We start from the raw sequence: 19,494 nt of genomic DNA, 5'->3' as shown, positions 1-19,494 counted from the left end.
ATCCGGTCGCAGCGGCTTCCCGCATGACGTCTCCGGGTATCGGCGGCGCCGGTAAAGTCGATAGATACGCGCGACACGGAAGGGTTTGCCGGATGTGATGCAGTCGGCCTCGAACTCCCTTTCCGACGCGCTGCGCCGGCACGGTGACCGGATTGCGGTGTTCACCGAGTTCGAGCGCGTTACCTATCGGGAGCTCGCCGATCGGGTATCGGCGGCCGTCGCCGCCATCGGGCCAGGGCGACGGCTCGTGCTGCTCGAGACACGCAACGATCTCACCACCCTGGTCCACTACCTCGGCGCGCTCGACGGCGGACACGTGGCATTGCCCGTGCCGGCCGGCGGCGACCACTCGGCGATCACCCAGACCTACTCACCCGACACCGTGGTCGACGCGGCCGGAGTTCACCATCGACGGCGCACGAGCGCGCACCGGATGCACGACGACCTCGCGCTGCTGATGTCGACCTCGGGCAGCACCGGGTCACCGAAGCTCGTGCGCTTGTCGCACACGAACCTGCTGAGCAATGCCGCCGCGATCGCCGACTACCTCGATATCCGCGAGACCGACCGGGCCGCAACGACATTGCCCATGCACTACTGCTACGGCCTCTCGGTCGTCAACAGCCACCTGCTGTCGGGGGCGACTCTGATCCTCACCGACCGATCGGTGGTCGACGATGAGTTCTGGCAGCTGTTCGCCGACCATCGCGGCACGAGCTTCGCCGGTGTACCGCACACGTTCGACCTGCTCGACCGCATCGGCTTCGACGCGATGCCACTCCCCCATCTGCGCTATGTCACCCAGGCGGGCGGACGGCTCGCACCCGAACTGGTCCGCGACCTCGCGACCCTCGGGGAGCAGCGTGGCTGGCAGGTCTTCGTGATGTACGGCGCCACCGAGGCGACAGCCAGGATGGCTTATCTGCCACCGGAATTCGCGCACTCACGGCCGGAGGCGATCGGCAGGCCGATACCGGGCGGCGAGTTCCGCATCGACCCGCTCGACGGGTGGCCCGACGGCACCGGCGAGCTGGTCTATCGCGGGCCGAACGTGATGCTCGGCTACGCACAACGACTCGACGACCTCGCGCTCGGCCGCACCGTCGACGAACTGCGTACCGGCGACATCGCACGCCGCGGGCCGGACGGACTGTACGAGATCGTCGGCAGGAAAAGCCGTTTCGTGAAACTGTACGGTCTGCGGATCGATCTGCAGCGGGTGGAGACCGCGTTGTCCGAACACGGTGTGACAGCACTGTGCACCGGCGACGACGACGCCATCGCCGTCGCCGCGGCAGGCCATCACGACATCCGGCACGTGCAGCAGCTCGCCGCGACGGCGGCTGCCGTTCCCGCGGCGGCCGTGCGCGCGGCAGTGGTCGCCGACCTGCCGACGCTGCCCTCGGGCAAACCGGATTACCCCGCGGTGCGCAAGCTCGTCGGCCGCGCGACAACCAGCACCGACGGCACCGACCTTCGCGCGCTGTTCGCCGAGGTGTTGCAGACCGACCGCGCCGCCATCGACCCGCACGCCAGTTTCGTCGACCTCGGCGGAAACTCGCTGTCCTATGTGGCGATGTCGGTGCGGCTGGAGCGCGCGCTCGGCCGACTCCCGGCGAACTGGCATCGCATGACGCTCGCCGAACTCGAACGGCTCTCCGCACCGCGGCGCCGCTGGACCTCGACGGTCGAGACCAGCATCGCGCTGCGCGCGGCAGCGATCATCCTGATCGTCGGTTCGCACGCCGACCTGTTCAAGTTGTGGGGCGGCGCCCATCTGCTGCTCGGTGTCGCCGGTTTCAACTTCGGGCGTTTCTGCTTGACGCCGGTGTCGCGCACTCAGCGTCTGCGGCACCTGCGCAGCACGATCGCGTGGGTTGCGGTGCCGTCGATCGTGTGGGTCGCCATCGCCCTGGTGATCACCGATGACTACCACCTGTCGAATCTGTTGCTGGCCAACAAGTTCCTCGGGCCGCCCGACAGCATGACCGCGGGTCGGCTGTGGTTCGTGGAGGTGCTGGTCTGGATCCTCGTGGGACTGGCCGTGGTGTGCTGGCTACCGGGCGTCGACCGTTGGGAACGGCACCGGCCCTTCGCATTCGCGGCGGCGTTCCTGGTGTTCGGGCTCGCGCTGCGTTACGACCTGGCCGGGTTCGGCCTGGGGCGTGAGGCGTGGTTCACGGTATTGGCCTTCTGGTTCTTCGCAGTGGGCTGGGCGGCCGCCAAGGCCGTCAACACCTGGCAGCGCGCGGTGGTCACGGTGGCAGTGGCGGTCGGTTTGCACGGCTATTTCGGCAACAGTCATCGGGAGGCGCTGGTGCTGGCCGGTTTTGCGCTCCTGATCTGGTTGCCGGCATTGCGCTGCCCGCCGGTGGTGACGGCCGCGTGCGGGGTGCTGGCGGAGGCTTCGCTCTACATCTACCTCACGCACTACCAGGTGTACCCGCTGTTCGACGGGCACCCCGCGGTCGGAGTGCTGGCGTCGCTGATCGTCGGGTGTGCCCTCACCTATCTCGTGACCTCGGCACGGAAGTGGTGGGCGGGCCGGTCAGTCCGGCGTGCGATCGGCCACGAGCCCCTCCTGCACCAGCGTGGCGGCGATGGTGCCGTCGACGCCGATCAGGCTCGAGGTGATGATCCCGCGACCACGCGCGGCCGCCGGTGAGGTTTGCTCCAACAGGTTCCACGCGTCGGCCCGCACCGGGCGGTGAAACCAGATCGACGAATCGGTGGTCCCGCTGCGGTGGCTGCGCGACCGCATGCTGTGGCCGTGCACGGCCAGCGCCGGATCGATCCCGTACAGGTCGGTGACATACACCGCCGCCAACCTGTGCAGCGTCGGGTCATCGGGCAGGGCGGTCGTGACCCGCCACCAGAACCGCCGCACGAACTCGCCACTCGAACCGTCGTCGGCGATCCGGATGTCGAGTTCGTCCAGCGGAAGTGACGGCGCAGGGCCGGGCGGCCCGGTGCGCGGCAGCGATTCGGGATCGTGCGGCAGGTCGGCACGGTGGCCGTGCGCCGGGCCGGGCAGTGGCGTCGCGAACGACACCGTGGCCGTCGTCAGCATCCTTCCGTGCTCGAAGGCTTCGACACGCCGCGCCGATGCGGTGCGGCCGTCATAGGTGCGGTGCACGCGGTATTCGGCGGGCTCTCCCGCGTCGCCGCCGCGCAGGAACTGCATGTGCATGTTGGTCGGCGACCGGTCGCCGTCCACCGTCCGGCACGCCGCCGCCAGGCTCTGCGCTGCGAGCAGCCCGCCGTAGGCTCGCTTGCCTGCCGGTCCGCTGGCGCGTCCGGTCCAGACATCGCCATCGCCCGCGACGTCGAGCAGTTGCAGCAGTGTGTTCACTTCTCTGCGGAACCTGTTGCCACCGTGCCGGATTCGGTCAGTGCGGCGATCTCGGCGGGGTCCAGCCCCAGGTGTTCGGCGAGCACGGCTGCGGTGTCGTCTCCGAGCGCGGGCGCGGCGACGGCCGGCGGGTAGGCACCGCCGATCTGAACCGGCAGGCCCGGCGCGAGGTAGCGCCCGATGCGCGGCTGGTCCAGCTCGCGGAACAACGGGTTGGCCGTGACCCTCTCGTCGTCTGCGACCTCGGCGAAGCTGCGGTAGCGTTCCCACAGCACCGAGGTTCCCGACAGGGCGGCGGTGATCTCGGCGCCGGTGTGCTCACTGAACCACAGCGTGAACAGCCCGGTCAGCGCGTCGCGGTGGAGGTAGCGCTGGCCCTCGTCCCCGAAATCCGCGCCGAGCGCCTCGGCAAGTGCCGCAACGGCTTTGGTGGTTCCGGTGACCTCGGTGAGGTCACGGAAGTGACGGCCGGTGAGCGCGACGAGCATGAAGCCGACGCCGTCGCTGCTCGTGAAGTTCTGACCGTATGTGCCGAACAGGGTGTTGCCCAGGCGTTCGCGCGAGGTTCCGTTGACCATCACCTCGGTGAGGAAGCCCAGATTGCCCGCGGTCGCAAGCGCGACGTTCTCCAGCGGGATGCTGATCCGTGCGCCCTCACCGCTGGCGTCGCGGTGGCGCAGCGCGGCACTCACCGCGAGCGCGACGTACAGTCCGCAGCTGACATCCCAGGCCGGCAGCACGTGGTTGACCGGAGTGGACAGCTGTGGAGGCCCGGTGACGAGCGGGAAACCCAGCCCCGCGTTGACCGTGTAATCCACGCCGGTACCGCCGTCAGCCCGGCCGGACACCTCGACGTGGATCAGGTCCGCGCGCAGCGCGCTCAGTGTGTCGTACGAATGCCATTGCCGCCCGGCGACATTGGTGATCAGCACACCGCTCTCGGCGATCAGGCGTGACACCAGCTGCTGCCCCTCGGGGGACCGCAGATCGGCGGCCACCGACCGCTTGCCCTTGTTCAGCCCGGCCCAGTAGATGCTGTCGCCGTGCTCGGTCACCGGCCAGCGCCGGTAGTCGGCGGCACCGCCGATGGGGTCGACGCGGATCACCTCAGCCCCGAGCTGAGCCAGGGTCATGCCCGCCAGCGGCACCGCGACGAAGCTGGAGATCTCGATGATCCGCACGCCGGCCAGCGGACGGGTGGAATCCGGCGGCGTTACAGGTTCGGCCATCCGGCCAAGCTATCAAGCCCGTTCGGTTGCAAGCTTCACCGCGGCGGCCTCGATGGTGTCCTCGGACAGCAGCACCTGCAGCGCCGCGTCCCCGAGCGGGATGAAGCTGTCGCTGCTGGCGACGCGGTCCACCCGGCCGGTATATCCGTGCGAAAGCAGCTCGGCGAGCACCCCCTCACCGACACCGCCCGTCTCGCGGGTTTCGTCGACGATGAGCACGCGCCCGGTGGCGTTGGCTTCGCGAATCATGTCGTCGACCGGGAGCGGCGCCAGCCAGCGCAGGTCCACCACCCGTGCCGAGATGTCCGACCGCTCCAGTCGGCGCGCGACGCGCAGGCTCATCCACACCCCGTTGCCGAACGTCAGGATCGTCAGGTCGGTACCGTCGCCGTACGTCCGGGCCCGCCCGATCTGGACCGGCCGCTGAGGATAGGGCGCCAGCCATTCCGAATCGCCGTCCTCATACAGGTCCTTGGTGTGATAGAGCGCGATGGGTTCGAGGTAAACGCACACCGCCCCAGCGCTTTTCGCCGCAGCGGCGCACGTGTGCAGCATGGCTGCGGCGTCGTCGGGTCGCGCGGGGGATGCGATCACCACTCCGGGGATGTCGCGGATCGCGGCGATCGAGTTGTCGTTGTGGAAGTGGCCGCCGAAGCCCTTCTGATATCCGTAGCCCGCGATCCGCACCACCATGGGGTTGCGGTACTGGCGATTGGAGAAGAACTGCAGGGTGGCGCCTTCGCCGCGGATCTGGTCGGCGGCGTTGTGCAGGTAGGCCAGGTACTGGATCTCGGGGATCGGCAGTAACCCGGAAACCCCGGCGCCCAGCGCAAGGCCGAGGATGGTCTGCTCGTCGAGCAGCGTGTCGAACACGCGCGCCGGGCCCGCGGTGTTCTGCAGGCCGCGCGTGACGCCGTAGACGCCGCCTTTACGTGCGACGTCTTCGCCGAAGACGATGGCCTCCGGATGCTCGGCCAGGATGTCCTTGAGTGCCCGGTTGATCGACAGCGCCAGGGTCAGCGCGTCGCCGTCCGGGCCGCCGGGGGTGACCGTGACGGCTCTGGCCTCGTCGAGGGTGTCGCGCAGTGGTCTGGTCACGGCGGGCGCGCTGTCGAGTTGCGGCAGATCGCTCACCTCACGGGCCACGCCGATCACCTCGGCGCGTTTGGCCTCGTAGCGTTCGATGGCCTCGGCCGGTGTCAGGATGCCATGCGCGATCAGCGTTTTGGCGGTGTTCACGACGGGGTCGCGGTCGTAGTCGGCGATGATCTCGTCGGGCCTGCGGTATGCCGGTTCATAGTCGGATCCGGCGTGACCCATCAGCCGCACGGTCCGCAGGTGCAGGAACGCGGGCTTGCGGTGGCTGCGCACCCAGTTCGCGGCGGCCTGTGCGGTGTCGAAGGCGTCGGTCACGTCGCACCCGTCGGCGGCGAAGTACTCCAGCCCCTCGCGGTGGGCGTAGGTGCGCGCGACCCAACCGCGCGGCGTTTTGGTGCTGATGCCGATGCCGTTGTCCTCGCAGACGAACAGCAGCGGCATGGGCAGCCCTTGGTAGGCGGCGTGCAGGGCGGCGTTGATGGCGCCGACGGCGGTCGAGTGGTTGGCCGACGCGTCGCCGAAGCTGCACACCGTCACCGCGTCATCGGGCCAGGCACATGTCACGTCGAGCTTGCGGGCCCGCGCGATCGAAAAGGCCACGCCGAGCGCACGCGGCAGGTGGGAGGCGATCGTGGAGGTCTGCGGGATGATGCTGAGGTCGTGACGCCCGAACACCTTGTGCCGCCCGCCCGAGATCGGTTCGGTGGTCGCCGCGACGATGCCGAGTAGCACGTCGCGCACCGGGTCGGAGCCATGGACCTGGGCGGCGCGGGCGAGGTAGAAGCCGCCGGACCGGTAGTGCAGCAGTGCCGGATCGGTCGGGCGCAGGGCCGCGGCCACCGCGGCGTTGCCTTCGTGCCCGGATGACCCGATCGTGTAGAAACCCTTGCCTTGCGAACGCAGCCAGCGGGCCGCGAGGTCGAGGTGGCGGCTGGCCAGTTGGGCGTCGAACAGTGCCAACGCCTTCTCGTCGGTCAGCGCCGATCCGGCCGGCCAGGGCTCGGTGCCTGCCGGCAGCGCTGAGACGGTCGTGGTGAAGTATTCGTCGATCGACTCTCGATGAGGACGAGCCACCTGGCCTCCTGAGCTCGCGGCTGGTTTGAACGATGCGGTCGCTGTGCCGTCAGCGGAACGCGCCGATTCCGGTGAGTGCCTGCCCGATGATCAGACTATGCATCTCGCTGGTGCCTTCGTAGGTCAATACCGATTCGAGGTTGTTGGCGTGGCGCATCACCGGGTATTCGGCGGTGATGCCGCTCGCACCGAGGATCGTGCGGGCCGTGCGGGCGATGCCGATCGCCTCCCGGACGTTGTTGAGCTTGCCGAGGCTGACCTGGTCGGGAATCAGCTCGCCGGCATCCTTGCGCCTGCCGAGGTGCAGCGCCAGCAGGAAGCCTTTGCCGTATTCGAGCGTCATGTCCGCGAGCTTCTGTTGGGTGAGCTGAAAGCCGCCGATCGGACGGCCGAACTGCTCGCGTGATCTGGCGTAGTCGAGCGCGGTTTCCAGACAGTCCCTGGCGGCTCCGAGGGCGCCGAACACGATGCCGAACCGGGCTTCGTTGAGGCAGCGCAGCGGCGCGCCGAGGCTCGTCGCGCCGGGCAACCGCGCGCTGTCGGGCAGCCGCACGCCGTCGAGCACGAGCTCGCTGGTGACCGAAGCCCGCAGGGACATCTTGGATTTGATGGTGTTGGCCGTGAAACCCGGGGTGTCGGTGGGGACGACGAAGCCGCGGACGCCGTCGTCGGTGCGCGCCCAGATCACCGCGACGTCGGCGACCGAACCGTTGGTGATCCACATCTTGGTTCCGGTGAGGATCCAGTCGTCACCCGAACGCGTTGCACGGGTGCGCATCCCGGCCGGATTGGACCCGTGGTCGGGTTCGGTGAGACCGAAGCAGCCGATCCGGTGACCGGTGGCCATGTCGGGCAGCCAGTGGTTCTTCTGCTCGTCGCTGCCGAACGCGTAGATCGCGTACATGGCCAGTGAACCCTGAACGCTCACCAGCGAGCGGATGCCGGAGTCGCCCGCCTCGAGCTCAAGGCAGGCCAGACCGTAAGCCACGGCCGAAGTCCCGGCACACCCGTAGCCCTTGAGGTGCATGCCGAGCAGGCCCAGTTTGCCGAGTTCGACGGCCAGTTCGCGCGCCGGTAGCTCGCCGTCCTCGTACCAGGTCGCGATGTCCGGGCGGATCCGGCGGTCGACGACAGATCGCACGGTGTCGCGGATCTCGCGTTCCTCGGCACTGAGCAACGCCTCGGTTCCGATCAGCGTATCGGCGGTCACGGGCTCGGAAACACGCTGGGACGCAGTCATATCTGTCATCTTTCTCGTCGTGGTTCGGGTTCAGCAGCAGCCAGTGCGCGGCGCCGGAGCCGCCGACGGCACGGATTCACCGCGCCAGCTCACCGCACGGCTGGGCGGTGGGGTCTGTTCGCTTCGGGTCTTGACCAGGGGAACGCCGTCGACGAGCACGGCTGCGATGCCAGGCAGGTCGCCCAGGGCAAAGCACTCCAACCCGTCACCTGCGGTCGATCCGGTGATCGGTCCGAGGACCAGCAGGTCGGCAGGCGCTCCTTCGGTCAGCACACCGGTGTCGAGGCCGTGTGCCTTGGCGGTCTGGCCGGTGGCGGCAGCGACTGCGGCCACCGGGTCGACACCGCAGATCGAGGACAGGAAGCAGATGTTGCGCAACATCCCGCGCGGGATGACGCCGGTGCCGCCAGGCGTGTCGGTCCCGAGGGTCAGCCGGCTGAGTTCACCACGCGCCGAGAGCTGCTCGGCCACCAGTTTCGTGGCCCGGTAGTTCATCGAGCTGCACACCTCGATGGCGGCCGACGGCAGATCGGCGATGATGCCGATGATGTCCTCGTCGGGTGACGGGATGGGGCCGCCGGAGATGTGCCCGATGACGTCGGGGCGTACCGCGACCGCGACGTCGCGGCCGGCGACCCGGCTCGATCCCGAGCGAGACACCCCGCCCGAATGCATCTTGACGGTCATGCCACGGTCGTGCGCCCAGTCGACGTAGCGCTGAGCCTCGCCGTCCCCCAACCGGTTCCAGTCGTAGAAGATGAATTTCAGGTGCTCGATACCTTCGCGGTGCGCACGGTCGAAGTGCTCTTCGGTCATGCCAGGCACGAGCAGCACCGTTCCGGCGTTGACCTTGACGCCCGACGGCCGCGAGCGGCCGGTCGTGTGCTTCGACGTGATCGCGATGCTGAGCACGAGTTCGGGTGTCAGCGAGCCGAAGTCGAGCCCAGGGATGTGCAGTTCGCCCGCCGACACCATCGACGTGGTCCCGCCGTGCAGGTAGTTGCCGATCCACCCGATCGAGTTCTGGGCCGGCGTCCATTCACCGAAGGTGGGGTGCACATGGCCGTCCACGAGGCCGGGCATCACGGTCAACCCGGCTGCCGACAGCACCCGATCGGGGTTCGGGTGCTCCACGCCGATACCCGCGACGCGACCGTCCTCGATGAGCAGCGTGGTGTCGCGCACCGGTGCGATCGTCGCGTCGCCGTGCACGAGGAGACCGATGTCCTCCACGAGCAGTGTGGTCACATACCCCCCTGAGTCAGTTGGATTTTGTATACACTATCCGATAATTCGCGTGCGGCATAGTGCGATGACTCCTTCTGCCGCGCACTCACCGGCGCCCACGTAACCGCACAAGCGTCAGGGTCAGCAGCGGCACGGCGAACACGACCAGCACGACGATGAGCGCACCGCCGATGTTCATCGCGAGCCGCACCCCACCCTCGTACCAGGGAAAGAGCTCCGGATATTCGCTGATCACCAACAGCACGGGCGGCCCGGTGATGGCCCACCAGGTGTAGTTGACCGGACGCAGGGCCATCGCCAGCAGGAACAGGCCGACCGTGAGCGCGATCGTCACCGGCGCGGGCGGCTGCGCACCGAGCAGCACCGCGGCGATCACCGCACCGACGGTGTTGCCCGAAAGCCGTTGCGCCAAGCGCATACCGGTCTGCCCCTGACTGGGCTGGATCGTCAGCAGCACGCTCGTCACCAGCCAGTGCCCGCCCACCATGTCGGCAGGCAGCAGCGCCGCCACCCCGACCGCGCATCCGACGGCGACACCGACGCGCGCCGCGTGGCCGAGATCGGGCCGACGCGGTTCCGGCTCCTCATCCGGCGCAACGCCGCTGAGCCGGGCCGCCCCGAACCACGCCAACCACGCGGCCGACACCACCACCGTGCCAATCACATACGGGACCAGCGCGATCAGACGTCCGGTGCCCGCAAGATCGCCGACATCGAGATCGATGGCGATGAGTACCACCGCGAGCCCCGCCGTCGCCCCCACCCGCGGAACCAACGCACCGAACACGGCCGCCAGGACCGTGACGGCACCGAGAAGGTGTTCGTACGGCGCGCATAGGACGACGATCCCGGCGCAGACCACCACGGTGAGCGTCCGCACGCACAGGGCCGAAAGCCCAGGCCGCCACGCGGTCGGCAGTTCGGGTACCGCGGTCAGCACGAAACCGAGCCCCACGGCCGATCCGAGCTCGGCGTGGCCGGCGAGCGCGGTGACGACCAGGATGGCGCCGAGCGACAACGCGAGCGCGGCCGCCATACCCCAGCGGCTGTTACCGGTCGGCCGCAGCAGCTCGGGCGTGCGGAGCTGGACCGGCATCAGTCAGAACAGTCAGCCGCGTCCAGCACGGCCTGCACGATGCCCTGGTAGCCGGTACAGCGGCAGATGTTGCCCGACAACGCTTCCCGCACCGTGTCTTCAGTCAAGGGCTTGTCGGTGTTGGGATCCCGCAGCAATTCGACGGCGGTCACCAGGAATCCCGGCGTGCAGAAACCGCACTGCAGGCCGCCTCGTTCGGAGAACGCCTGCCGCAGCCGCCGGGTCTCCTCGAACTCGTCGAGGCCCTCGACGGTGGTCACCCGCAGCCCGTCGACCTGCACCGCCAGCATCAGGCACGTCCGCATGCTGCGCCCGTCGATGAACACCGAACACGCACCGCACACACCGTGCTCACAACCGAGATGTGTACCCGTCAAACCGAGTTCGTCGCGAAGGAAGTCCGCCAGCATGAGCCGGGGCGGCACCGTGCGTTGCACGAGCCTTCCGTTGACGATGACCGATATCGCCACCCCTGCCGCGTGTTCGGACAGCTCAGTTGCCTGCATGGATTCGCTCCTGATCTTCGCCGATCCGCTGCTGGGCCGCGGTGAGCGCCTGGATCAGCGCCGTCTCGCACAGTCGGCGCGAGTAATCCGGGTCAGCCGAGGACGGTTCGGTCGCGTCGGCCCACCGCGAAGCCAACTCCTCCCACAGTGCGACCGACGGAGCCTGCCCGACCACGTCGTCACCGACGAACAGCAACGGCCGGTCCGCGGCGCTGAGCACCGCACACCGCACCGATTCGATCCGTCCGTCGGTGCCGACCTCGAGTAGGCAGCCCGCGCCGGCCAGGCCGTAATCGCCGTGCTGATGGGCATATTCGACGAAGCCCCAGCCCTGTCCGGCGCGGATGGCGGGGACCGATATCCAGGTCAGGATTTCGTCGGGCTCCAGGGCATTGGTGTAGAAGGACACGAACATCTCGTCGGCGCCTATCTCACGTCGCCCCTTGCTCGCCGATTCGACATGGAATGTCGCACCGAGAACCAATGTCGCCAAGGGCATTTCGGCGGCGGGGTCGGCATGAGCCACCGATCCGCCGATGGTGCCGCGGTTGCGGATGCCGATGTGGCCGATGTATCGCGCGGCATCGGCGAGCAGCGGGGTGCGCGCCGAGATCAGCGGATCGACCTCGACGGTGCGGTGGGTCACCAGCGCACCGAGGATCAGGTCATCGGTGTCGTCGAAGATTCGCTTGAGCTCGTCGAGGCGGCCGATGTCGATGATGACGCTCGGGCGCGCCAACCGCAGATTCATCAGCGCCAGCAGCGATTGCCCACCCGCCATCAACTTGGCATCCGGGTATGCCGCCAGTTGCTCGAGTGCTTCGCCGACCGATTCGGGGCGAAGGTAGTGGAACGGCGCGGGTTTCACGAGGCCGTCCTCGCCAGGGCGCGACACAGCTCGCCGGTGGAGATCGGTGTGCTGTCCACGTGAATCCGGCCGCCGAGTGCATCGTCGACGGCACCGGCGAGCGCAGCGTAGACGGCGATGGTGCCGCTCTCCCCCGCACCGCGGACCCCGATCGGGTTCACCGGGGTGTCGACATGCAGGTGCCGCACCCGGACCCGCGGCACGTCGGTCGACAACGGCAGGTGATACGCGGCGAACGTGGTCGACTGGGGCTGGCCGGAATCGGAGTATTCCCAGTGCTCGAACAGGGCCCCGCCGACGCCCTGGGCCACGCCGCCGATGATCTGTCCCTCGACGATCTTGGGGTTGATCTCGCGTCCGCCCTCGTGAGAAACCGCGTAGCGCAACACCTTGACGATGCCCGTCCGGCGGTGCACACCGACTACCGCCGCGTGCACGCCCATCGTCCACGTCACGGTCGGTACCCGGTAGACCGCGGTGACATCCAGTGCCCCACCGCCCTCCTGGTCACCGCCCACCGCGATGGCACGCGCCAACTCCTCCCAGCTGACGGCGTGACCGGCGGCGACATGAAAACGCCCGTCGGCATATTGGATGTCGCAGTGCTCGGCACCCGACAGGCGGGCGACGCGATCGATCGCGAGGTCGACGAGTTGGCCCGCGGCCGTGTGCACGGCCGACCCCGCCAGGATGGCCGATCTGCTCGCGAAAGTCCCGACCCCGTCGGGCAATCGCTCGGTGTCGCCGGCGACATAGGCGATATGGGCCATGGGCACGCCCAACGCCTCGGCAGCCACCTGAGCGAACACCGTCTCGTGTCCCTGGCCGGCCGATGCCGCCCCCGCGGTCACCTCGAACCGGCCGCCCGGCAGCAGCCGCATCCGGGCGGTCTCGTGCGGTCCGCGGCCAGTGGCCTCAAGGTACGACGCCAGGCCGTAGCCGATGCGGTACTGCGGATACCTTGCCGCACAACGCGTCACCTCGTCGCGCGGCAACGCGTCGAGCACCGACTCGAGACAGGCCCGGTAGTCGCGGCCGTCGTAGGAGATCGGGACCCCGTCGCGGTACGGGATGGGCCGCGGATACGGCATGTCGGCATCGGTGAGCAGGTTGCGCCGCCGGATCTCCTCACCGGTCAGGCCGAGCTCGCGAGCCGCGGCGTCCAGGCTGCGTTCGAGCGCGAACGTGGCTTCCGGCCGGCCCGCGCCGCGGTATTGCGCGACCAGGGTCTTGTTGGTCAGCGCCGCCCGCCCGGCGATGTCGGCGGCCGGGATGCGGTACGGGCCGAGCAGATGGATCGCGGTGTTGGCGATGATGCCTGCGACCCACAGGCTTCCGGCGCCGATGTCGACGACGAAATCATCGGCCCAGGCCAGGATGTGGCCTTCGCCGTCCAGCGCGAGCCGGGTGCGGTGCAGCTGATCGCGTCCCTGTGCGCTGGCCACCAGATGCTCTTGGCGATCCTCCACCCAGATCAACCGGTGTCCGGTCTGCCGCGACAGAAGCGCGAGCAGGATCTCCTCGGCGTACACGTTGGCCTTGGTGCCGAATCCGCCGCCCACATCGGGCACCGACACCTTGATCTCCTGGCGTGACCAACCGGTCACCGCGCAGATCGCGTTGCGCACCATGTGCGGAACCTGCGTCGACGTGGTCACCTCGACTCGCGCGCGCCTCGCGTCGAACTGTGCGAGCACACCGCGGCACTCGAGCGGTACGGCCCCGTGCCGGTTCATGCGGTAGGTGCCGGTGACGACGGTCGCGGCGGCGGCGAATGCGGCGTCGGGGTCACCGAACGAGTAGTTCAGCCGCGCTGCCTCGTTCCCGTCGAGGTGATCGAACAGCACCGGGCAGTCGGGCTCGAGCGCCTCGAACGGATCGGTGACCGCGGGCCTGGGCTCGTAGACGACCTCGATCGCTTCCAGGGCATCCTCGGCGCGGTACCGGTCTTCGGCGATGACAACGGCGATCGGCTGGCCGGCGTAGTGCACGCGATCGGAAGCCAGGATCGGGAGTCGCTGTTCGGCGAGCACGCAGGAGGTCGCCGCGGTGAACTGCGGATCAGGGGTCGTGAGCGTCGGGATGGGCACGCCGCAGATGCCGAGATCGCTTGCGGTGAAAACACCGACCACGCCGGGCATGTGCTCGGCGGCCGACACGTCGATCCGCTTGATCGCGGCGTGCGGTTCGGTCGATCGTACGAAGACGACATGGTGTGCACCCGCGGCGCAGTCCGCCACGAACTGCCCCCGCCCGTCGAGCAGCCGTTCGTCTTCGCGACGTCGCACCGAACTGCCGATGTAGCCGGTCAATGAAGTCGTTTTTCCCATTGCCACAAGGCGATCGAGATCGCGAACGAGATGGTGATCAGCAGCATGATCGTGGCGACCATCGACGGGTAGTCGCCGTGACTGTAGGACTGCAGCACGACCCGGCCCAAACCCCTTCTGGTGGCGAAGAACTCGGAGAGCACCACACCGACCACCGCAAGGCTCACCGCCAGCCGGATACCGGTCAGCAGCGGGCGCCGGATCGCGGGAATGATGATGTGAACCAGCATCTGCCACGCGTTCGCGCGGACCGAACGGGCGAGCTTCCAGTAGACCCGCGGGATCTCCTGCACGCCGGTGGATACGTTGATCAGCACCGGGAACAGTGCGAACAGCACACCCATCACGACCTTCGAACCCGTCAGGCTGAAGATCGGCAGCAACACCGGGTACAGCACGATCTTGGGAATGCCGTTGAGCATGATCAGGATCGGCTCGAAGATCAGCCGCAAGCGCTCGGACAGGCCGAGCAGCAGCCCGAGCCCGCCGCCGATCGCGGTTCCGATCACGAAGGCCAGGAACACCGACTGCGCGGTGACCCGCAGATCGAACAGATAGGCCGGGTCGGACAGGTTCTCGATAAGCACGCCGATCGTCTGGACCGGCGAGGGGATCACGAAGGTCAGGTCGGAGAAGACCTCCCATACGAGCACCACCAGGACGGCCAGCAGCGTCGCACCGACCGCCTGGTTGCCGAGCAGCGCGCGCAGCCGCTGCGACGTCGATGGCGCCGCGGCCCGCGGTGGCGCCACGGGCTCGCTCTCGGTCGAAGTCATCGATTCCTCCCGCGCAGCAAGACACGTTCCACGAGTGCCAGCAGCACCGTGAGAATGCACGAGAGTACGAGCACCACGGCGATGTAGGCGAACATCTCGTTGTTGTTGAAGATTTCGTAGAGGTACCGGATGCGGTACCCCAGGCCGGCCTGCGCGGTGGTGAACTCCATCGCGATGGTGCCGATCAACGCGTAGACCACGGCGAGCCGCAGACCCGCGACGATGAACGGACCTGCCGCGGGGATCGCGATCGCGAACAGGGTCTGGCGCGGGGACGCCTTGAGTGAGCGGGCCAGCTTCATGTACACCGGCGGCATCGAGTTGAGCCCGACCGCGGTGTTGAGCGCCATCGGGATCGCGGCCATGATGGTCGCGAGGATGATCACCGACATGGCGTTGATCCCGACGAGCACGATCATCACCGGATAGAACAGCACCAGCGGCACGGCGTAGAACGAGACCAGATACGGCTCGAAGATCCGCCCCACGGCGGGCAACTTCCAGAAGATCAGCCCGGCCGCGAAACCGAAGAGGCTGCCGAACACGATCGAGAACGCAACCTCGATGCCGGTGCGTGCGGCGTCGTCCCAGAACTGCGGCTGGCCCAGCAGCCGGCCCAGTTCGGCCAGGATGACCGATGGCGCGGGCAGGACCCGGTCGCTCCACAACCCGGCGCGGGCCCCGATCTCGGCGAACACCAGGAACGCGACGATCAGCACAACAGTCGAGATGCCACTAAGCGCGAAGTTGCTGACCTTGCGCTTGCGGCGGACGGGCTGCGCCGGGCCATTGTTGGGCGACATGGTTTCGGTGGGCAAGTCGTCTTGTGCCACATACGAAGTCGTCACGTGCTGGCAGCCTCCTGCTGCTTGAACCCGCGCATGGATTCGGCCTGCAGCGACGTCCAGATGCGGTTCTGCAGCTCGTTGAACTGAGGCGTGGAGACCATGCTCGCGTCTCGCTCGTCGGGCAGGTCGATGTCGACGACGTCGATGATCGAACCGGGCCGATACGACATCACCCAAACCTGTTGCGACAGCAGGATCGCCTCGGAGATGTCGTGCGTGACGAACACGATGGTCTGGTGGGTGCGCGCCCAGATCTGCCGCACCTCGGCGCCGAGGAACAGCCGGGTCTGCTGGTCGAGTGCCGCGAACGGTTCGTCCATCAGCACGACCTCGGGCTGCACCGCGAGCGTGCGCGCCAGCGCGACGCGTTGGCGCATACCGCCGGAAAGCATGGACGGGTAGGACTTCTCGAACCCGTCGAGACCGACGAGCTCGATCGCGTCCTTGGCCCGCTGACGGCGCGAGGCCTTGTCGACACCGATCATCTCCATGGCGAACGCGACGTTCTCCTCGACCGTGCGCCACGGCAGGGTCGAATCCTCCTGGAACACCACACCGATCGAGGGGTCCGGGCCCGTCACGGGCTTTCCGGCGACGCGGACCTGCCCGGTCGACGCCTTCTGCAGTCCCGAGATCACCGCCAGCAGGGTCGATTTCCCGCATCCACTCGGCCCGACGATGGACACGAAGCTGGAGTGCGGCACATGCTGGGTGATACCGGTTACGGCCGTCACCTTGCCTGCCGGGGCGTCGAACACGACCGACACGTCGTCGATCTGGATGCCGTCGCGATCCATGGGTATGCCTCTCGGAGTTAGTGGGTGTGCTGGCTCAGAAGTCCGCCCGTGCGTCGTCGGGCAGATACTGCTGGTCGAGCATGGTGGCCCAGTCGATCGGCTCGGAGATCTGGCCCGCACCCACCATCAGCTCCGAGAGATTGGTCAACCCCGCGGTGTCGACCTTCAACGAGTATCCCTTCGCGAGGTCGGGATTGTTGGCGAAGGCAGACTTCATCACCTCGGGCGTGACGCCGACAAGCGGTGCGATCTCGGCCGCGGCTTCGTCCGGGTTGGCCACGAGCCATTCGTTGAGCCGGTTGGCGACCAGGAAGAAGTTGCGGATGTTGTCGGGGTTCTGTTCGGCGTATTCGGTGTTGACCGCGACGAGGTCGGCAGGCAGATCGCCCACGACGTCGCGCGAGTCGACGAGCACCTCGGCACGCTCGGATGCCTGCTTGTCGGCGATGAACGGCTGCATGGCCCAGCCGGCGGTGATCTGGCCCGCCTTGGCCGCGGTCCAGTTGTCACCCATCGGCCCGACGGCCTGCGACTTGACGCCGAGCTTGCGCTCGAGCCCCTTGACGATGAGTTCGGTGGACGAGCCTGCGGAGCTGAACCCGAGGGTCGCATTCTCCAGCTTGCGTCCCGGCGGGGAGATCCAGGAGAAGTCGTTGATCTGGAACCACGGGGCAACCACCTTCAGGTTCGAATTCGGTTGCTGCGCAGCGAGAATCACGGAGCTGTTCCCGGCGATGGCCATGTCGGCGTCCCCGCTGGTGACCACCCGCAGGGTATTTCCACCACCGCCGCCGGAGTAGAGATCGACGTTGAGCCCCTGCTCGGAGAACCAGCCCTTGTCGATGCCGACCTGCAGGATGGCCATGAACGGCAAGCTGTCGACCCCGGTGGCCGAGATGCTCAACGCATCGGTGCCCTCGGTGTCCGGACCCGCGGATTCGTCGGCGCACGCCGTCGCTCCCGCGATGAGGGCGACCGCGGTACACGCCGCGGCAAAGGCTTTGGGGAACCAGGACATTCGGGGCAACCTCCGGGTCGTGAATATTGGATACACTATACGAATTACTGTGATCTAGGTCAACATTTTGCGCGCTCGTGATGCGGCGAACGCGCGCGAGAGCACCCCGGCGAGTTCGAGCCCCACCGCGACACCGAGGAGTGCCGCTGCCGCCGTGAAACGCGTGCCGCCAACTGTCGTCGTGGCATCGGGCACCGAAGCCAAGCTTGCCGGTTCCCGTGGGATCGCCACGCGCACCCCGTCGGCCGGCGTGAGGACACGCTTCAACGGAGGCGGCGCACCCGGCACGGCACTTCCCGGGGCGGGAAACTGCCGTGCCGAAGACCCGGTGTCAGCCATGCCCGCCGACGATCTCGGCGAACGTCCGAATCGTCGGCGCCCGGCTCTCCCCCGGCCGGACGAACGGAACGATCGACACCTGGTCGACACCGAGGGCCTCGATCTCCTTGAGCCGTTGCCCGCACTCGTCCGGGGTGCCTGCGAGTGCGAACAGATCGACGAGCTCGTCGGGCACCAGGTCGGCGTGCGACGCCTCGGTGTTCATGTGCTGGTAGTAGTCGTAGGAATCGCGGATACGGTCGATCGCCTTCTCCAGCGACGGTTCCACCTTGGCCGGCAGCGGCCGGATCGCCACCCGCGACACGTGTGCGCGGACGAGGTCGCGGGCCGTCGTGCGATCCTCGTCGATGGCCGTGGGCGTCCACAGCACGATATGGATGTCGTCGAGCGTGCGGCCACTCTCGGCCGCACCCGCTTCGATCGTCTTGAGCGCCGCTTCGATGAAATGCGGTGCGGTGCCGACGAGCACGATGACGCCATCTGCGATACGGCCCGACATCCGCAGGATCTTCGGTGCGGAGGCAGCGATGTAGATCGGGATGTCCATCGGTTCAGTCAGATAGTTGAGGTGGTATTCGGCGCCGCTGGTCGGCTCCACCACCTTCTCACCTTTGAACAGGGTGCGGAGCTCTTGGATCGACTGTTCGAGTTCGGCGAGCTTCTGCGGCTTGAGGCCCATGGTGCGCAGCGAGGAGTCACCGGTGCCGATCCCGAGGGCGACGCGGCCTCCGGTGAACTCGGCGAGCGTCGCCCATGTCGACGCGAGAAGCGATTGATGCCGCGTCACGGCATTGGTCACCCCGGTGCCGAAGATGATGCGTTCGGTGCCGACGGCCGCCGCGCCCATCACGGTCGACGACTCCCGCCAGATGTTCTGCGAATCCCCGAACCACACGTTGTCATAACCGAGCGATTCACTCAGCCGGACGTATTCACACATCGTGCCCACCGGTTCGGTCGGAAACAGACCAACACCTTTACTCAGCACTATCGACCTCCTGGGCGACGTTGGATATCGTATCCAATCGTAAGCGGGTGATTCAGGTCGCACAACTGGAAACGGCGATTGAGAGGCCAGAAAACGTCATGCAACTAGTCAATGAGTTCTGCGTTGCCGCGCCGCTCGACGTCGCCTGGGCGACGCTCACCGACATCCCCCGCGTGGTGGCGTGCATCCCCGGCGCCGAACTCGAGGGCCACGACGGCGACGACTACCGAGCGAAGGTCGCGGTCAAGGTCGGCCCCGTCGGGCTCACGCTTTCCGGCACCGCGACCGTCGTCAGCCGAGACGACGCCGGACACCAGATGGTGGTGCGCGGGCGGGCCCGGGACGGCAAGGGCAACGGGACGGCGGAGGCCACCGTGACGATGGCTGCCCGCGACACCGGTGGACGCACCGAGGTGACGGTACGCACCGACCTCGAACTGGGTGGCCGCATCGCCCAGTTCGGCAGTGGCGTCATCAAACAGGTGAGTAACCGGATCATCGGGCAGTTCGTGCGCAGGCTCGACGCCCTCATCGCATCGCCCGGCGCCGAACCGGCTCCCGCGACCGGCGCTGCCGCACCGCGACCGCATGTGCGCGAAAACGATTGGGTGGCAATAGCACTGACCGCACTCGCCGGCGTCGCGCTCGGCCTGGCGATCGGGCGTACCGCCGAGCGGCTCGCCTGAC

General features: G+C 67.8%; 17 protein-coding genes. 2 read left to right on the top strand and 15 right to left on the bottom strand.

Annotated elements, in window-relative coordinates:
- The first annotated feature begins 97 nt into the window (after window positions 1-97).
- Window positions 98-2,665, top strand: a complete 2,568-nt coding sequence (locus tag AWC31_RS17495) for an AMP-binding protein (RefSeq protein WP_133060183.1) — start codon at window positions 98-100, stop codon at window positions 2,663-2,665.
- Here AWC31_RS17495 and AWC31_RS17490 read toward each other — a convergent pair.
- From AWC31_RS17490 to AWC31_RS17420, 15 genes are all read right to left on the bottom strand, one after another.
- Entirely contained in the window at window positions 2,549-3,352 is an 804-nt protein-coding gene (locus AWC31_RS17490) for an acyl-CoA thioesterase (RefSeq protein WP_085145339.1), read from the bottom strand. The genes AWC31_RS17495 and AWC31_RS17490 overlap by 117 nt on opposite strands.
- A complete protein-coding gene (locus tag AWC31_RS17485) occupies window positions 3,349-4,581 on the bottom strand; it encodes a CoA transferase (RefSeq protein WP_085145338.1) in 1,233 nt (410 codons plus the stop codon). Before AWC31_RS17485 ends, AWC31_RS17490 begins: the two co-directional genes overlap by 4 nt.
- A gap of 12 nt (window positions 4,582-4,593) precedes the next feature.
- Entirely contained in the window at window positions 4,594-6,753 is a 2,160-nt protein-coding gene (locus tag AWC31_RS17480) for a dehydrogenase E1 component subunit alpha/beta (protein ID WP_085145337.1), read from the bottom strand.
- Between the two features lie 49 nt (window positions 6,754-6,802).
- Window positions 6,803-7,993 (bottom strand): acyl-CoA dehydrogenase family protein, encoded by a 1,191-nt coding sequence (locus tag AWC31_RS17475; protein WP_165765980.1) that lies wholly within the window; start codon window positions 7,991-7,993, stop codon window positions 6,803-6,805.
- Between the two features lie 30 nt (window positions 7,994-8,023).
- Window positions 8,024-9,241, bottom strand: a complete 1,218-nt coding sequence (locus tag AWC31_RS17470; protein WP_085145335.1) for an amidohydrolase family protein — start codon at window positions 9,239-9,241, stop codon at window positions 8,024-8,026.
- An 85-nt stretch (window positions 9,242-9,326) separates the two neighbouring features.
- Complete coding sequence (locus tag AWC31_RS17465; RefSeq protein ID WP_085145334.1) at window positions 9,327-10,337, bottom strand: FUSC family protein; 1,011 nt, start codon at window positions 10,335-10,337, stop codon at window positions 9,327-9,329.
- Entirely contained in the window at window positions 10,337-10,843 is a 507-nt protein-coding gene (locus AWC31_RS17460) for a (2Fe-2S)-binding protein (protein ID WP_085145333.1), read from the bottom strand. Before AWC31_RS17460 ends, AWC31_RS17465 begins: the two co-directional genes overlap by 1 nt.
- Window positions 10,830-11,711, bottom strand: coding sequence for an FAD binding domain-containing protein (locus AWC31_RS17455; RefSeq protein WP_085145510.1), 882 nt, complete (start codon window positions 11,709-11,711; stop codon window positions 10,830-10,832). The genes AWC31_RS17460 and AWC31_RS17455 overlap by 14 nt, the downstream gene beginning before the upstream one ends.
- On the bottom strand, window positions 11,708-14,041 hold the full coding sequence (locus AWC31_RS17450) for a xanthine dehydrogenase family protein molybdopterin-binding subunit (RefSeq protein WP_085145332.1): 2,334 nt from the start codon (window positions 14,039-14,041) through the stop codon (window positions 11,708-11,710). Before AWC31_RS17450 ends, AWC31_RS17455 begins: the two co-directional genes overlap by 4 nt.
- Window positions 14,020-14,817, bottom strand: coding sequence for an ABC transporter permease (locus AWC31_RS17445; RefSeq protein WP_085145331.1), 798 nt, complete (start codon window positions 14,815-14,817; stop codon window positions 14,020-14,022). Before AWC31_RS17445 ends, AWC31_RS17450 begins: the two co-directional genes overlap by 22 nt.
- On the bottom strand, window positions 14,814-15,665 hold the full coding sequence (locus AWC31_RS17440) for an ABC transporter permease (RefSeq protein ID WP_085145330.1): 852 nt from the start codon (window positions 15,663-15,665) through the stop codon (window positions 14,814-14,816). Before AWC31_RS17440 ends, AWC31_RS17445 begins: the two co-directional genes overlap by 4 nt.
- Complete coding sequence (locus AWC31_RS17435; protein WP_067854262.1) at window positions 15,662-16,462, bottom strand: ABC transporter ATP-binding protein; 801 nt, start codon at window positions 16,460-16,462, stop codon at window positions 15,662-15,664. Before AWC31_RS17435 ends, AWC31_RS17440 begins: the two co-directional genes overlap by 4 nt.
- 34 nt (window positions 16,463-16,496) lie before the next feature.
- Window positions 16,497-17,480 carry an ABC transporter substrate-binding protein gene (locus AWC31_RS17430; protein WP_085145329.1) on the bottom strand — a complete coding sequence of 328 codons (984 nt, stop codon included), beginning with the start codon at window positions 17,478-17,480 and terminating at the stop codon, window positions 16,497-16,499.
- A 54-nt stretch (window positions 17,481-17,534) separates the two neighbouring features.
- Window positions 17,535-17,819, bottom strand: coding sequence for a hypothetical protein (locus AWC31_RS17425; protein WP_085145328.1), 285 nt, complete (start codon window positions 17,817-17,819; stop codon window positions 17,535-17,537).
- Window positions 17,812-18,759 carry an LLM class flavin-dependent oxidoreductase gene (locus tag AWC31_RS17420; RefSeq protein ID WP_234816887.1) on the bottom strand — a complete coding sequence of 316 codons (948 nt, stop codon included), beginning with the start codon at window positions 18,757-18,759 and terminating at the stop codon, window positions 17,812-17,814. The genes AWC31_RS17425 and AWC31_RS17420 overlap by 8 nt, the downstream gene beginning before the upstream one ends.
- A 146-nt stretch (window positions 18,760-18,905) precedes the next feature.
- Between AWC31_RS17420 and AWC31_RS17415 the strand changes: the two genes are divergently transcribed.
- Window positions 18,906-19,493 carry an SRPBCC family protein gene (locus tag AWC31_RS17415; RefSeq protein ID WP_085145327.1) on the top strand — a complete coding sequence of 196 codons (588 nt, stop codon included), beginning with the start codon at window positions 18,906-18,908 and terminating at the stop codon, window positions 19,491-19,493.
- The last annotated feature ends 1 nt before the right edge of the window (window position 19,494 follow it).

The sequence above is a fragment of the Mycolicibacterium wolinskyi genome (genome assembly GCF_002101965.1).
In the GTDB taxonomy this organism is placed as follows: Bacteria; Actinomycetota; Actinomycetes; order Mycobacteriales; family Mycobacteriaceae; genus Mycobacterium; species Mycobacterium wolinskyi.
The sequence above is the reverse complement of the archived record's forward strand: the minus strand, read 5'-3'. Positions and strand labels throughout refer to the sequence as shown.

What these genes read in the sequence shown, in the direction of transcription:
- AWC31_RS17415 (WP_085145327.1), top strand. Translation starts at nt 18,906, where the DNA reads ATGCAACTAGTCAATGAGTTCTGCGTTGCCGCGCCGCTCGACGTCGCC.
- AWC31_RS17430 (WP_085145329.1), bottom strand. Translation starts at nt 17,480, where the DNA reads ATGTCCTGGTTCCCCAAAGCCTTTGCCGCGGCGTGTACCGCGGTCGCC.
- AWC31_RS17435 (WP_067854262.1), bottom strand. Translation starts at nt 16,462, where the DNA reads ATGGATCGCGACGGCATCCAGATCGACGACGTGTCGGTCGTGTTCGAC.
- AWC31_RS17420 (WP_234816887.1), bottom strand. Translation starts at nt 18,759, where the DNA reads ATGTGTGAATACGTCCGGCTGAGTGAATCGCTCGGTTATGACAACGTG.
- AWC31_RS17460 (WP_085145333.1), bottom strand. Translation starts at nt 10,843, where the DNA reads ATGCAGGCAACTGAGCTGTCCGAACACGCGGCAGGGGTGGCGATATCG.
- AWC31_RS17465 (WP_085145334.1), bottom strand. Translation starts at nt 10,337, where the DNA reads ATGCCGGTCCAGCTCCGCACGCCCGAGCTGCTGCGGCCGACCGGTAAC.
- AWC31_RS17495 (WP_133060183.1), top strand. Translation starts at nt 98, where the DNA reads ATGCAGTCGGCCTCGAACTCCCTTTCCGACGCGCTGCGCCGGCACGGT.
- AWC31_RS17445 (WP_085145331.1), bottom strand. Translation starts at nt 14,817, where the DNA reads ATGACTTCGACCGAGAGCGAGCCCGTGGCGCCACCGCGGGCCGCGGCG.
- AWC31_RS17425 (WP_085145328.1), bottom strand. Translation starts at nt 17,819, where the DNA reads ATGGCTGACACCGGGTCTTCGGCACGGCAGTTTCCCGCCCCGGGAAGT.
- AWC31_RS17485 (WP_085145338.1), bottom strand. Translation starts at nt 4,581, where the DNA reads ATGGCCGAACCTGTAACGCCGCCGGATTCCACCCGTCCGCTGGCCGGC.
- AWC31_RS17475 (WP_165765980.1), bottom strand. Translation starts at nt 7,993, where the DNA reads ATGACTGCGTCCCAGCGTGTTTCCGAGCCCGTGACCGCCGATACGCTG.
- AWC31_RS17450 (WP_085145332.1), bottom strand. Translation starts at nt 14,041, where the DNA reads ATGGGAAAAACGACTTCATTGACCGGCTACATCGGCAGTTCGGTGCGA.